Genomic DNA, 15703 nt, shown 5'->3' on the forward strand with positions numbered 1-15703 from the left:
TAGGCAAACTTTGAATTGATAAATGAATATTTATCAGCGTCAAAGACCTCAGGCGAGAAATATTTTCGAATATTTTTCTTAATCGTCCAGTCTGAGTAGACGCGGTGGTGTGATTTATTCCTCCTCCGCGTGTAAGTCTGAAAAGGCTTACGAATTGGGAGTGCATCTTTATGGATGCATAAATCACCGTTAGGAGGTTTTACAATGGCTCTTCTTATCGAAGACAAAAAACAGATCGTTGCAGAAGTAAGCGAAGTTGCTTCTAAAGCGTTTTCTGTTGTTGTGGCTAACTATCAAGGTTCAAGCGTAGAGCAATTAACACAACTTCGTGTTGAAGCTCGTAAGCTAGGTGTTACTACACGTATCGTGCGTAATACATTAGCTAAGCGTTCATTTGAAGGTACTCAATTTGATATCTTGAATGACGACCTTGTTGGCCCAACCATTCTCGGTTTCTCAACTTCTGAAGATGACATGGGTGCAGCTGCACGCTTGTTCGAAGAATTTGCGAAAACTAACAAAGCTTTTGAACTTAAAGCTGCTGCTTTTGATGGCAAAGTTTATCAAGGTGCTGAAGTTAGTGTAATTGCAAATCTTCCGAACCAAGAAAAAGCGCTTACTATGCTTGCCTCTGTCCTTCAAGCTCCTATTTCGAAATTGGGTCGCCTTATTACGGCACTCAAAGAGAAAAACGAGTCAGAAGCGGCTTAATCCTACTTTCACACCATTCAATATCCATTTGGAGTTATTCTCATGGCTTTAACAAACGAAGAAATCTTAAACGCAGTTGCTGAAAAAACTGTTCTTGAACTTGTTGAATTAATCTCTGCTTTCGAAGAGAAATTTAACGTATCTGCTGCTGCTGTTGCTGTAGCTGCTGCTCCAGGCGCTGCTGCTGCTGCTGAAGAACAAACTGAATTCAACGTTGAGTTGACTTCTTTCGGTGCTAACAAAGTTGCTGTAATTAAAGCAGTTCGTGAAGCTACTGGTCTTGGTCTTAAAGAAGCTAAAGATCTTGTTGAAGGCGCTCCTGCAGTTCTTAAAGAAGGCGTTTCTAAAGAAGAAGGCGAAGAACTTAAGAAGAAGCTTGAAGAAGCTGGTGCTACAGTTACACTTAAGTAATTCTGTAGGGAGTCGATTTTTTCAAAATCGGCTCCAAAAAATGGCTGATGGCTCTTGGGTCATCAGCCTTTTTGCGTTACAATAATCGGCTCGTTTTTTGTTAGTTTCGTGTTTGAAACGCACGTTATTTAAACAAACAACACAAAATCAAACGCTTACCAATATTTTTTTGCTTATAAAAATATTGTTAAGCGTTTTAATACCACTAAAAATTGCAGCATTTGTAAACAGTGGTGGCCATATCGGCCTGCGTAATTCCTTCTAAGCCCGTTCTGCAGGCGGGCTTAGTTTACTTTCCGAGGACTCCAGATGGCATACTCATATACCGAAAAGAAACGGATCCGTAAGAATTTTGGTAAATTGCCCCACGTAATGGAAGCACCGTACTTACTTTCGATTCAGGTCGATTCGTACCGTACATTCTTACAAGGCGGTAAAACTCCAAAAAATCGCGAAGATATCGGTCTCCAAGCCGCATTTCGTTCAGTTTTTCCTATTGAAAGTTATTCTGGCAATGCTGCTTTAGAATTTGTTGAGTATAGCCTTGGTAAGCCTGAGTTTGACGTACGTGAATGTATTTTACGTGGTTCAACTTATGCCGCACCAATGCGCGTAAAAATTCGTTTGATCATTAAAGATCGTGAAACGAAATCAATTAAAGACGTTCGTGAACAAGAAGTTTACATGGGTGAAATGCCACTCATGACCGATAACGGTACTTTCGTTATTAACGGTACTGAGCGTGTAATCGTATCTCAATTACACCGTTCACCAGGCGTATTCTTTGACCATGACAAGGGTAAAACCCACTCAAGTGGTAAAGTGTTGTATTCAGCACGTATTATCCCTTACCGTGGTTCATGGTTAGATTTTGAATTTGATGCTAAAGATTTAGTATTCGTACGTATTGACCGTCGTCGTAAGTTGCTTGCAACGGTGATCCTTCGTGCCTTAAATTATAGCAATGAACAAATCTTGAATTTGTTCTATGAAAAAGTACCTGTATATCTTGATATGGGTAGCTATCAAATTGACCTCGTTCCAGATCGCTTACGTGGTGAAATGGCGCAATTTGATATCTTGGACAATGATGGTAAAGCGATCGTTGAACAAGGTAAACGTATTAATGCACGTCACGTACGTCAAATGGAAGCTGCAAACTTAGCGAAGCTTTCTGTACCTGATGAATATTTATATGAGCGTATTACAGCTGAAGACATTCCATTGAAAAATGGCGATGTGATTGCTGCAAATACAGTGCTTAGCCATGAAATCTTGGTGAAATTGGCTGAAGGTGGTGTTAAACAATTTAACATCCTGTTCACCAATGATATCGACCGTGGTTCTTTCGTTGCAGATACATTACGTGCAGATACGACAACAGGCCGTGAAGAAGCGCTTGTTGAAATCTATAAAGTAATGCGTCCAGGTGAGCCGCCAACAAAAGAAGCTGCTGAAAACTTATTCAACAACTTGTTCTTCTCTTCTGAGCGTTATGACCTATCTCCAGTCGGTCGTATGAAGTTCAACCGTCGTTTGGGTCGTCCCTACGAAGTGGGTACTGATCAGAAGTCGCGTGAAGTTGAAGGTATTTTATCGCACGAAGATATCATCGATGTATTGCGTACATTGGTTGAAATCCGTAACGGTAAAGGTGAAGTCGATGATATCGATCACTTGGGTAACCGTCGTGTACGTTCTGTCGGTGAAATGACTGAAAACCAATTCCGTGTTGGTTTAGTTCGTGTTGAACGTGCTGTTAAAGAGCGTTTAAGCCAAGCAGAAACAGATAACTTGTCTCCACAAGATTTGATCAACGCAAAACCAGTTGCTGCTGCAATCAAAGAATTCTTTGGTTCAAGCCAGTTGTCTCAGTTCATGGACCAAAACAACCCATTGTCTGAGATTACACACAAACGTCGTGTATCTGCGCTTGGCCCTGGTGGTTTGACACGTGAACGCGCGGGCTTCGAAGTACGTGACGTACATCAAACTCACTATGGTCGTGTGTGTCCAATTGAAACACCTGAAGGTCCAAACATTGGTTTGATCAACTCGCTTTCTGTTTATGCAAAAGCGAATGACTTTGGTTTCTTGGAAACACCATACCGTAAAGTTGTAGATGGTCGTGTAACCGATGAAGTTGAATACTTATCTGCAATTGAAGAAGTAGGGACTGTCATTGCACAGGCCGATTCTGCAGTAGATAAAGACGGCACTTTAACTGAAGAAATGGTTTCTGTACGTCATCAGGGTGACTTCGTTCGTATGTCGCCTGAGCGTGTAACGCATATGGACGTTTCTGCACAACAGGTTGTATCTGTTGCAGCGTCATTGATTCCATTCCTTGAACACGATGATGCGAACCGTGCATTGATGGGTTCGAACATGCAACGTCAGGCTGTTCCTACCTTACGTGCTGACAAGCCGCTTGTTGGTACGGGTATGGAAGCAAACGTAGCACGTGACTCAGGTGTATGTGTGATCGCTGACCGTGGTGGTGCGATTGAATATGTAGATGCATCTCGTATCGTGATTCGTGTCAACGAAGATGAAATGATCGCAGGTGAGGCAGGTGTAGATATCTATAACCTGATCAAATATACACGTTCAAACCAAAATACATGTATTAACCAAAATGTCATCGTGAACTTGGGCGACAAAGTTGCTCGTGGTGATATCTTGGCTGACGGTCCATCGACTGACATGGGTGAGCTTGCGCTGGGTCAAAACATGCGCGTCGCGTTCATGACATGGAACGGTTATAACTACGAAGACTCGATCTTACTTTCTGAGCGTGTTCTTCAAGAAGACCGTTTAACATCGATTCACATTCAAGAATTGTCATGTGTAGCACGTGATACCAAGTTAGGCGCAGAAGAAATTACTGCCGATATTCCTAACGTAGGTGAAGCTGCGCTGTCTAAATTGGATGAGTCAGGTATTGTTTATATCGGTGCTGAAGTGACTGCGGGTGACATCCTTGTTGGTAAGGTAACGCCTAAAGGTGAAACTCAGTTAACACCTGAAGAAAAACTACTTCGCGCAATCTTTGGTGAAAAAGCAGCTGACGTTAAAGACTCGTCTTTACGCGTTCCATCTGGCACTAAAGGTACGGTGATTGACGTTCAAGTCTTCACACGTGATGGTTTGGAAAAAGATGAACGTGCTCAAGCAATTGAGAAAGCTCAGCTTGACGCATACCGTAAAGACTTGAAAGAAGAATACAAAATCTTCGAAGAAGCAGCACGTGAACGTATTGTTCGTTTGTTGAAAGGTCAAGAATCTAACGGTGGTGGTTCAACTAAACGTGGCGATAAACTTTCTGAAGACCTATTGTCTGGTTTAGAGCTTGTTGATTTACTTGAAATTCAACCGACTGACGAAGCAATTGCAGAGCGTCTAACTCAAATTCAAGTGTTCTTGAAAGAGAAGAGCTATGAAATTGATGAGAAGTTTGCAGAGAAGAAACGTAAACTTTCTACAGGTGATGAATTAACTACTGGCGTATTGAAAGTTGTTAAGGTTTACCTTGCTGTTAAACGTCGTATCCAGCCTGGTGATAAGATGGCGGGTCGTCATGGTAACAAGGGTGTTGTATCAAACATCTTGCCAGTTGAAGACATGCCTCATGATGCCAATGGTGTACCAGTCGATATCGTATTGAACCCATTGGGTGTACCGTCACGTATGAACGTGGGTCAGATTCTTGAGACTCACTTGGGTATGGCGGCCAAAGGTCTGGGTGATAAACTCGAAAAAATGTTGAAAGAACAGCGTACAGTATTAGAACTACGTGACTTCTTAGACAAGATTTATAACAAGGTTGGTGGCGAACAAGAAGAGCTGGATAGCTTAACTGACGCAGAAATCTTGGCACTTTCAGGCAACTTACGTGCTGGTGTTCCATTGGCGACACCTGTATTTGATGGTGCTGAAGAAAGTCAGATTAAAGACTTACTTGAACTTGCTGACATCTCACGTACAGGTCAAACGGTATTGTTTGACGGACGTACAGGTGAACAGTTTGACCGTCCTGTAACTGTAGGTTACATGTACATGCTCAAATTGAACCACTTGGTTGATGACAAGATGCATGCACGTTCAACAGGTTCTTACTCACTTGTGACCCAACAGCCGCTTGGTGGTAAAGCACAATTCGGTGGTCAGCGTTTCGGTGAGATGGAAGTATGGGCACTTGAAGCATACGGTGCAGCATATACCCTCCAAGAAATGCTTACTGTGAAGTCGGATGACGTCGAAGGCCGTACACGCATCTATAAGAACATTGTAGATGGTAACCATTATATGGATCCGGGTATGCCTGAATCGTTCAACGTATTGACCAAAGAGATCCGTTCTTTAGGTATCAACATTGAACTGAAAAATGGTGACTAAATCTCCCTCGATCCCCCTTTATTAAAGGGGGAAGTTCCCCTCTTTCTTAAAGAGGGGTTAGGGGAGATTCCAAATTTCAGTAAAAACAATATTTGTGACCCAGTCGGGTGAGCTTAGCTCCTCGACACACGGAGAAAAAAATTGAAAGACTTGCTCGATATCATGCGTAAGAAAACGGATTCAGAAGGTCATGCACCTATTGAATTTGACCGTATCCGTATTGGTCTTGCGTCACCAGAGATGATTAAGTCATGGTCTCACGGTGAAGTTAAAAAGCCTGAAACCATTAACTACCGTACTTTTAAACCTGAACGTGACGGTTTGTTCTGTGCCAAAATCTTTGGTCCAGTAAAAGATTACGAATGCTTGTGTGGTAAATACAAGCGTATGAAATACAAAGGCGTCATTTGTGAAAAATGTGGCGTTGAAGTAACAACTGCGAAAGTTCGTCGTGAACGTATGGGTCACATCGAGCTTGCGTCTCCAGTTGCACACATCTGGTTCTTGAAATCATTACCGAGCCGTATTGGTTTATTACTTGATATGACATTACGTGATATCGAGCGCGTATTGTATTTCGAATCTTATGTTGTTACTGATCCTGGTATGACTCCGTTTGAAAAGTATCAACTTTTAACAGACGAAGAATACTACAATGCACTTGAAGAACACGGTGATGAATTCACTGCGAAAATGGGTGCAGAAGCAGTTCAGGATTTATTAAAAGATATCGATCTTGAAGCCGAGATTGCACGTTTACGTGAAGAAATTCCACAAACAACCTCTGAGACGAAACTTAAAAAAGCGTCTAAGCGTTTGAAATTGATGGAAGCTTTCAAAGATTCAAACAACAAGCCTGAATGGATGGTGATGAACGTACTTCCAGTACTTCCACCAGACTTACGTCCGCTTGTACCACTTGAAGGTGGTCGTTTCGCGACTTCAGACTTGAACGATTTATATCGTCGTGTGATCAACCGTAACAACCGTTTGAAGCGTCTTCTTGACCTTGCTGCACCAGACATCATCGTACGTAACGAAAAACGTATGTTACAAGAGTCTGTTGATGCGTTGCTTGATAACGGTCGTCGTGGTCGTGCGATTACAGGTTCGAACAAACGTCCATTGAAATCTTTGGCAGATATGATCAAAGGTAAACAAGGTCGTTTCCGTCAAAACTTGCTCGGTAAGCGTGTTGACTATTCAGGCCGTTCGGTAATTACCGTAGGTCCTACTTTACGTCTTCACCAATGTGGTCTTCCGAAGAAGATGGCACTTGAATTGTTTAAGCCATTCATTTTCGCGAAACTACAAGCCTCTGGCCAAGCAACAACCATTAAAGCTGCGAAGAAAATGGTTGAGCGCGAGACCCCAGAAGTTTGGGACGTTCTTGCTTCTGTGATTCGTCAACATCCAGTCATGTTGAACCGTGCGCCAACACTTCACCGTCTAGGTCTTCAAGCATTTGAACCTATTCTGATCGAAGGTAAGGCAATCCGTCTTCACCCACTCGTATGTGCTGCGTTTAACGCCGACTTCGATGGTGACCAAATGGCGGTACACGTTCCATTGACATTGGAAGCACAGCTTGAAGCACGTGCGTTGATGATGTCGACCAACAACATCTTGTCACCTGCAAACGGTGAGCCGATCATCGTTCCTTCTCAGGACGTTGTCTTGGGTCTTTACTACATCACACGTGATGCGGTAAATGCCAAAGGTGAAGGCATGGTGTTTGCGGATACTCACGAAGTTAACCGTGCGTTAGCGACGGGTAAAGTTGCAATTCATGCACGCGTAAAAGTACGTGTACACCAAACTGTTATTGATGAAAACGGTAACCGTGAAAAGCAAACCATCATTGTTGATACAACACCTGGTCGTTGCTTGTTATGGGAAGTTGTTCCACAAGGTTTAAGCTTTGAATCGATCAACCTTGAGATGACCAAGAAAAACATCTCGAAGTTAATCAACTCTTGCTACCGTAAACTTGGTTTGAAAGATACGGTTATCTTCGCTGACCAATTGATGTATTTGGGCTTCCGTCAAGCGACGCGTTCAGGTGTATCTGTTGGTATGGAAGACATGTTGATTCCACCAACTAAGCATACGATTATCGATAAAGCTGAAACCGAAGTTCGTGAAATCGAACAACAGTTTGAGCAAGGTTTCGTAACTGCGGGTGAGCGTTATAACAAAGTTGTCGATATCTGGGCACGTACTAACGACCAAGTTGCGAAAGCGATGATGGATAACTTGTCTTATACCCTTGTGAAAAACAAACAAGGTGAAGACGAGAAACAGAAATCATTCAACTCGATTTATATGATGTCTGACTCGGGTGCCCGTGGTAGTGCGGCGCAGATCCGTCAGCTTGCTGGTATGCGTGGTTTGATGGCGAAGCCGGATGGCTCGATCATTGAGACCCCAATTAAAGCAAACTTCCGTGAAGGTTTGACCGTACTTCAGTACTTCATCTCAACACATGGTGCACGTAAAGGTTTGGCCGATACTGCATTGAAAACTGCGAACTCTGGTTACTTGACTCGTCGTCTTGTAGACGTAGCACAAGATTTAGTGATTACTGAATCGGATTGTGGTACAGCTGGTGGCTTAGTCATGACACCATTCATTCAAGGTGGTGACGTGATCGAACCATTACGCGATCGCGTATTGGGTCGTGTAACTGCTGAAGACGTACGTCGTGCATCTGATGATGAAGTGGTTCTTCCACGTGGTACCTTAATTGACGAGAAAATTGCTGCTCAGCTTGAAGAAGCGGGTGTCGATGAAGTTAAAGTCCGTTCAGTTATCGCATGTGAATCTGCATTCGGCGTTTGTGCGAAATGTTACGGTCGTGACCTTGCACGTGGTCACTTGGTGAACCCAGGTGAATCTGTTGGTGTAATGGCTGCACAGTCAATTGGTGAACCGGGTACACAGTTAACAATGCGTACCTTCCACGTGGGTGGTGCTGCGAGCCGAACGTCTGCTGCTAACAGTGTTCAAGTACGTAACAAAGGTACTGTACGTTTCCACAACGTGAAAACTGTACAACATGCCAAAGGTCACTTGGTGTCAGTTTCACGTTCAGGTGAAATTGGTATTGCGGATGACTTAGGTCGTGAGCGCGAGCGCTATAAACTTCCTTACGGTGCAAGCATCTTGTTGAAAGATGGTGAATCTGTAGAAGCTGGTGGTATCGTGGCGACTTGGGATCCACATACACATCCACTGGTTACCGAAGTTGCGGGTAAAGCACGTTTCAGCCAAATCGCTGATGGTGTGACTGCAACCTCTAAGACAGATGATGCAACAGGTATGACCACTGTTGAAATCTTGCCTGTAACAGCACGTCCTGCTTCTGGTAAAGATTTACGTCCTGCAATCGTGTTGGATACAACCGATGGCGGCGAACAGTTCTACTTCTTACCACAAAATACAATTGTGACTGTCCGTGATGGCGAAACAATTGGTGTGGGTGATGTTATCGGTCGTGTACCACAAGAATCTTCACGTACTCGTGATATTACCGGTGGTCTTCCACGCGTAGCTGACTTGTTCGAAGCACGTAAGCCTAAAGAACACGCAATCTTGGCAGAAGTGTCTGGTATCGTGAGCTTTGGTAAAGAGACCAAAGGTAAGAACCGTTTAGTGATCAGTCCAGATGACGGTTCAGAGATTTACGAAGAATTGATTCCAAAATGGCGTCAAATCAACGTGTTCGAAGGTGAGCATGTGAACCGTGGTGAGACCATTTCTGATGGTCCACAAAACCCGCATGACATCTTACGTTTGAAAGGCGAAGTTGCGTTAACCAACTACATCGTGAACGAAGTTCAAGACGTTTACCGTCTCCAAGGTGTAAAAATCAACGATAAGCACATTGAAGTTGTTGTACGTCAAATGTTGCGTAAAGTTGATATCACTGATGGCGGTGACACTAGCTTCATCAAAGGTGAGCAAGTGGATTACATCCGCGTTGTTCAAGAGAACCAAGCAGTCTTGGCTCAGAACAAGTTCCCTGCGAAGTTTGAACGTCAATTGATGGGTATCACCAAAGCATCGCTTTCTACTGACTCGTTCATCTCAGCTGCATCGTTCCAGGAAACCACACGTGTGTTAACTGAAGCGGCTGTAACAGGTAAAGAAGATGATTTACGTGGCTTGAAAGAAAACGTTGTTGTGGGTCGTTTGATCCCAGCGGGTACAGGCCTTGCTTACCACTTGGAGCGTCGTCGCCAAGAAGCAGAAGCTGCTGAATTTGAACTTCACAACGATTTCAGTGAAGTTGACCAAGCATTTAGTCAAGCGTTGAACTCAGACCAGTTCTAAGTTCTAGCAAATTGAAAAGGCACCTCCGGGTGCCTTTTTTTGTGGAAAAATAAAGCAGTTGTTACAAAAACACATTACAGTTTCAGTATTTGATTACTTAATCAAAGTAAACAGTTCATTAAACAATACTATCCTATGCACATCTGAGGAGAGGAATAGTTCGAATGAAAAAAATGATGATGGTTGCGGGCGTTGCTTTAATGTCAAGCACACTATTTGTGGGTTGCCAAAATGCGAGTCCAGAAAGTAAGCGTATTGGTGCTGCTGCGATTGGTGGTGGTGCGGGTGGTGCTGTCGGTAAGCATGTTGGCGGTAATCTGGGCGCAGGTCTTGGTGCTGCACTTGGCGCAGGCGTTGCTGCGAATGCTAAAGGCTCGAATAGTAAAAATACCAGAAACAGTGCGATCGGCGCAGGTTTAGGTGCCGTGATTGGTGGTGCCGTATTGGGTGGTGACTCAGGTGCTGCGGTTGGTGGTGCATTGGGTGGTAGTGCTGGTTCTGCTTATGGCGAGAAAAAAGGCAAGTACTAAGCCCGTATAGAAATCGCTCGATGTCTGAAGCTATGTATCTATTTTCAGCTTCAGCATTTGAGCTGTTTCATTGAGTAAAGCCGTTTTTCTCAGTCATCATCAATGCATTGCTGAGAAAAGCTTACAAGCTAAAATTCCATTGATACATGTGCTTTATATTGAAAAATAATCAAAACAATAATCACACGACTATATGCTTCGCATCTTCAGCCTTAGCTTATTTTGTTGCAGATCGAGTCCCTCTTTTTTCGATTGCTGCATAAAGAATCATCCTTTACAAAATATCAATCGATTAGGACATTGTGATAACACAATGTGATCAAATTCCGCATAAAAGAAGATTATCCTTTTCAATAGAACCTATAGAAGTGAGTATAGTCATGAAAAAAACAATCGGTTTAGTTTCTACTTTGCTGTTATCGGCGGTGATGTTTACGGGCTGTCAAAATATGAGTGCATCTGATCAACGTATCGGTGCAGCAGCACTTGGTGGTGCTGTGGGCGGTGGTGTTGGTAACCATGTCGGTGGTGGCCTCGGTGCTGGTGTTGGTGCTGCCGCAGGTGCTGGTGTTGGTGCCAATGCCAAAGGTGGTAATAGTAGTTCAACGACCAGCAGCGCAGTGGGTGCAGGTATTGGCTCAGTTGTTGGTAAAGCGATTTTTGGTGGTGACTCGGGTGCTGCAATTGGTGGCGCAATCGGTGGTGGAGCAGGTGCTGCCATCCAAGAGAAAAAGAGATAATTTCTGATTATCAGATTCAAAAATGCCTGCACATGATTGCAGGCATTTTTATGTGAATGGTGCTAAGCACTGGCTTTGGGTTTTTTACGACGGATATAAAGCACTTTTTCGACTTCTGCGATTCGTGTTCCTGCATCATCTACAATATTTAAGGTGTAATGACGTAAAACGGGCTCATGATTCTCTGCCAGTTTTTTGATTTCAGTGATTTCATCTGCATTCAGCCGAATTTCGGCATAGACCGTGTTACGGCCTGGGGAAAGAAAGTTAATGGTGGCACTTTTATCCCAAACAATATATTTATGCCCTAGATGGTGGATTAAAATCAGCATATAAAAAGGATCGACCATGGAGTATAGACTACCGCCAAAATGAGTGCCCACCAGATTACGATTGCGTCGAGTCAGTGGCATTTTGACGCGAATGTAATAATCATCCAGATCGATGGTTTCAATTACAATTCCTGCCCCACGATAAGGGGAGTAGTGATTCAGCATAAATTTGGAAATCGCAGGAATGGTTCGAATTTTTTTGAAAAAGTCTTTCATGGTCAATTTTTTTTCTTGCAACTCTATTCATACTCCATAAGTATCATTTTTATTGCATCGCTGGCAATGGCTGTTTTATGTACAGCCGATAGAAAACAAAATGGGAAAAAATTATGCAAGCACAAGTCAAAACAGTCACAACATCGGATCAGCAAACACTGTGTGTCAAAACATGGGGGGATGAGCAGAAAACGCCTTTGGTTTTAGTGCATGGCTATCCAGATAATCAGGAAGTCTGGGAGCCGATCATTGAAAAACTGGTCAATGATTATTATGTGGTGACTTATGACGTGCGTGGTGCAGGGCTTTCTTCGATTCCTAAGCGTATTAAAGATTACCGTTTGCCGCGTTTATCATTAGACTTGCAAGAGGTGGTGGATCACGTTCTACCTAACCGTAATTTTCACATGGCAGCGCATGATTGGGGCTCGTTACAATCTTGGGAATCTGCGACTGAACCAAAATTAAAAGGCCGCTTATTGTCTTATACCACCATTTCAGGTCCTTGTTTGGATCATGCTTCTTTGTATTTACGTGAGAAATTTAAATCTGCACCAAGCAATGTATTGAAGATGCTGACCAAATCTTGGTATATCGGTGCTTTCCACTTACCTCTTGTGGCACCTACAGTATGGACTTTCTTTAGTCCTGAGAAATGGGGCAAGATTTTGAGTGGTTTAGAGAAGAAGAAAGATTTGCCATTGAATGCCAATATTGTGGCGGATGGTAAATATGGGATTAACCTGTATCGTGCCAACTTTATTCCTTCATTGACTCAACCACGTGAGCGCTATGCACAATGTCCTGTACAGGCGATTGTGTTAAAACGCGATGCGTTTGTCAGTCCAGAGTACATTACTGAATCAATGCCAAAATGGGTGGAAAAATTTGAGTATGTCGAACTGGATGCCAATCACTGGGCGGTACTGAGTCAACCCGAAAAAATTGCTGAACTGATCCGTCAGTTTGTGCAACGTCAAGCTGCTTAAAGCTTTAGTGGATTTATTAAGCTAAAAATCACTTGAGATGCAGCACAATTCGGCGATATTTTCAGCTTCATGATCATGAATCTGCTAGAATGTCGCCTTTTCTTTGCTCCTGAATTTATTCATGAATGCTGTCGTAATTGCGATTGCCGTGATGTTTATCCTGTCACTGGCACGAGTTTCTGTTGTTCTCACTTTGGTGATTTCAGCCATTATTGGGGGCTTGGTCGCTGGTCTAAGTCTTTCTCAAACGGTAGAAGCATTTAATGCTGGCTTAGGCGATGGTGCTGAAGTTGCATTGGCCTATGCCGTATTAGGTGCTTTTGCATTGGCATTGTCCAAGTCTGGTTTGCCTGATTTGCTTGCGCATAAACTGATTGGTTTATTAGGAATGGAAGCGGGTAAAAATCAGCAGAAAAAAGTGAAATATCTTTTATTGACCATTCTACTGATCGCTGCAATCTTCTCTCAAAACCTCATTCCAGTGCATATTGCATTTATTCCAGTCTTGGTTCCGCCTTTATTGAAAGTCATGAATCATTTAAAGCTGGATCGTCGAGCGGCAGCATGTGTCATGACACTGGGCTTGGTGGGCACCTATATTTTCCTGCCTGTTGGCTTTGGTGCGATCTTCCTGGAACAGATCTTGATGGGCAATATCAACAAGATTGGCGCCGCTTATGGCTTGCACGTGGAACGGGGCATGATGCCAATCGGTATGGCGATTCCAGTCTTAGGCATGGTGATTGGTACTTTGGTGGCGGTATTTATTAGTTATCGTAAGCCGCGTATTTATGTGGATCGTTCAATTACGCCAGTTAAAACCATTGACCTAGACAAGCCACTGAAAGTCACTTCACAAGCAGATTATGACTTGAAAGCCGATGCGGAAGAACTGAAACAAGAAGCAGAGAATGTGCCGTATATTTCGAAGAAAACCATGTTTATGGCGGTGCTGGCGATTGCTTTAACCTTGGTAGCGCAGTTGTACTCAGGTTCGATGATTCTCGGTGGTTTGGTCGGTTTTGCAGTACTGTCCGCGTCAGGTATCTTTAAATGGCAAGATGCTGATGACGTATTTGTACAAGGCATGCGTATGATGGCGCTGGTGGGTTTTATCATGATCTCTGCGGCAGGTTTTGCCTCAGTCATGACGCATACTGGCGATATTACCCATTTGGTTAATGGTGTGGTACATATCATTGGGGATAATCATGCGCTTGCTGCGTTCTTAATGCTGTTTATTGGCTTATTCGTGACGATTGGTATTGGTTCATCCTTCTCAAGTGTGCCTGTGCTGGCCGTGATTTATGTGCCTTTGTGTGTACAGTTTGGTTTTTCACCGTTGGCAACGATTGCACTTATTGGTACAGCTGCGGCATTAGGTGATGCGGGTTCACCTGCATCTGATTCGACTTTGGGGCCCACAGCTGGTTTAGGCGTAGATGGTCAACATGATCACATTTGGGATACCGTTGTGCCGACTTTTATACATTTTAATATCCCGCTACTGATTTTTGGCTGGATTGCTGCGATGGTTTTATAATAAAAATGGCTCATTAAGAGCCATTTTTTTGCTTTAAAATTTTAAATCTGGAAATATAAAAAATATCAGTATTTGACATTTTTTGTCTCTTTTTTAATCTAATTTTATAATGTGGTTTTAATATTAAGTTTTATATGATTATATTTTTAAATTCATCTAAATTAATTTTTTTTAAAAACTTTATCTGATATCTTAAATTGATATATTCTGATTAAAATGCTAGGTTTTATAGTGATTTAAGTGGACTAAAATAGTCTGAATTTACAAATATTACATATTTTAACAATTATATGTTATTAATATTCAATGTATTACAAAATGGATTTAAATGGTCGGAATTAATAAGTATTGCATAATGTAAAAACCCGTGTTTATTATATTGAACAAGAACATAAATTGTTAAAGAGGTTGTTTTAATGTTAAAGAAAGCATTGGTTGTCGCATTATTGGGGTTATCTTCAACTGCATTTGCAGGGGGCTTTCAAGTTAAAGTGGGTGCGAGTTTAATTGACCCAACTGCAGATGTAACTTTAGCACCAGGTGCGACTGTAAAAGGGGATTACGAGTTTGCATTTACACCATCAGTAGAATATTTCTTTGGTGAAACACCATTCTCTGCTGAAATTTTATTGGCCACGCCCGTGAAACATGATGTGTTATTAAATGGTGAATCTGTTGCGAGTGTTCGTCATTTGCCGCCAACAATCACAGCGAAATATAACTTTAAAAATTCAACACGTTTTACCCCTTATATCGGTGTCGGTGGTACTGCCTTCATTCCTTGGCATGAAAAGGGTGTGGCGAAAGATGTGAAAGAGGCATATGGTTTCGCTGGCCAGTTGGGTTTTAACTTCCAGCCTGCTGACGCTAAAAACTGGGGTGTTTATGTTGATGTTCGTTATGCCGACATTAGTCCAGAAGTCACCTTGGTGGATGGGACTAAATTCGACTTAGACCTCAATCCAGTGGTATATACCTTAGGTTATAGCTACAAGTTCTAAGCTGAAGCCTTGCTGAAAAAGCCTCACTCCATGAGGCTTTTTTATTTTTGCAATTCCCATATAAAACAGATACAGGGCCTACACAGAGAGTTTTGTATGCTGAGACATCATCACAAATTAGAGTGAGTCATGCATAATGAAAAAATTAATCAGCTCCCTATTACTCTTCATCCCCTTATTGTTTTGGTCTCAAGCTCAGGCTGCGAGTTTCTCTTGTAAAGCTGCGAAGTTAAAAGCTGAGCAACAGATCTGTAATGACCTTGTTTTAAATGATGCTGATGTCAAACTGGCAACCACCTACCAAATCATCCTGCATGCTCTGCCGATGGGTGGGCGTGATGCCGAGAAAGATCAACAATTCAAGTGGCTAAAACAACGTAATTCCTGTGCTGCCAATACCCCATGTCTTCGCCGTGCTTATGCACAAAGACAGCAACAGCTTGATCAGCTTTTACAAACACGCGTTTTAAGTCAAGGGCCGTTCTAATTGTACTTTT

Annotated in this window: 11 protein-coding genes; 10 read left to right on the forward strand and 1 reads right to left on the reverse strand. The window is 42.7% G+C overall.

The genetic code is table 11. From position 1 onward, the window contains the following. The first annotated feature begins 204 nt into the window (after positions 1–204). The 6 genes from rplJ to NDN13_RS16045 all read left to right on the forward strand — a co-directional run bounded on the left by rplJ (position 205) and on the right by NDN13_RS16045 (position 11125). A complete protein-coding gene (rplJ, locus tag NDN13_RS16020; RefSeq protein ID WP_004656288.1) occupies positions 205–711 on the forward strand; it encodes a 50S ribosomal protein L10 in 507 nt (168 codons plus the stop codon). A gap of 42 nt (positions 712–753) precedes the next feature. Continuing rightward, positions 754–1122, forward strand: a complete 369-nt coding sequence (gene rplL, locus NDN13_RS16025; RefSeq protein WP_004656287.1) for a 50S ribosomal protein L7/L12 — start codon at positions 754–756, stop codon at positions 1120–1122. A gap of 309 nt (positions 1123–1431) precedes the next feature. Then, the gene (gene rpoB, locus NDN13_RS16030) at positions 1432–5520 is read left to right on the forward strand and encodes a DNA-directed RNA polymerase subunit beta (protein WP_251116169.1); all 4089 of its coding nucleotides are present in this window, start codon (positions 1432–1434) and stop codon (positions 5518–5520) included. Positions 5521–5661: 141 nt separating this feature from the next. Further along, complete coding sequence (gene rpoC, locus NDN13_RS16035) at positions 5662–9855, forward strand: DNA-directed RNA polymerase subunit beta' (protein ID WP_251116170.1); 4194 nt, start codon at positions 5662–5664, stop codon at positions 9853–9855. Between the two features lie 164 nt (positions 9856–10019). Next, on the forward strand, positions 10020–10385 hold the full coding sequence (locus NDN13_RS16040; protein ID WP_016542295.1) for a hypothetical protein: 366 nt from the start codon (positions 10020–10022) through the stop codon (positions 10383–10385). A 380-nt stretch (positions 10386–10765) separates the two neighbouring features. Beyond that, a complete protein-coding gene (locus NDN13_RS16045; protein WP_016542296.1) occupies positions 10766–11125 on the forward strand; it encodes a hypothetical protein in 360 nt (119 codons plus the stop codon). 62 nt (positions 11126–11187) lie between these two features. Here NDN13_RS16045 and NDN13_RS16050 read toward each other — a convergent pair whose 3' ends face one another. Beyond that, complete coding sequence (locus tag NDN13_RS16050; RefSeq protein WP_251116171.1) at positions 11188–11673, reverse strand: DUF4442 domain-containing protein; 486 nt, start codon at positions 11671–11673, stop codon at positions 11188–11190. A gap of 113 nt (positions 11674–11786) precedes the next feature. Between NDN13_RS16050 and NDN13_RS16055 the strand changes: the two genes are divergently transcribed. The 4 genes from NDN13_RS16055 (at position 11787) to NDN13_RS16070 (ending at position 15693) form a co-directional block, all read left to right on the forward strand. Further along, the gene (locus NDN13_RS16055; protein ID WP_251116172.1) at positions 11787–12662 is read left to right on the forward strand and encodes an alpha/beta fold hydrolase; all 876 of its coding nucleotides are present in this window, start codon (positions 11787–11789) and stop codon (positions 12660–12662) included. Between the two features lie 121 nt (positions 12663–12783). Next, positions 12784–14205 (forward strand): Na+/H+ antiporter family protein, encoded by a 1422-nt coding sequence (locus NDN13_RS16060; protein WP_251116173.1) that lies wholly within the window; start codon positions 12784–12786, stop codon positions 14203–14205. A 416-nt stretch (positions 14206–14621) separates the two neighbouring features. Beyond that, positions 14622–15206 carry an OmpW/AlkL family protein gene (locus tag NDN13_RS16065; RefSeq protein WP_004656274.1) on the forward strand — a complete coding sequence of 195 codons (585 nt, stop codon included), beginning with the start codon at positions 14622–14624 and terminating at the stop codon, positions 15204–15206. A 136-nt stretch (positions 15207–15342) separates the two neighbouring features. Further along, entirely contained in the window at positions 15343–15693 is a 351-nt protein-coding gene (locus NDN13_RS16070) for a lysozyme inhibitor LprI family protein (protein WP_251116174.1), read from the forward strand. Positions 15694–15703: the final 10 nt, after the last annotated feature.

The sequence above is a fragment of the Acinetobacter sp. C32I genome (assembly GCF_023702715.1).
Lineage (GTDB): Bacteria > Pseudomonadota > Gammaproteobacteria > Pseudomonadales > Moraxellaceae > Acinetobacter.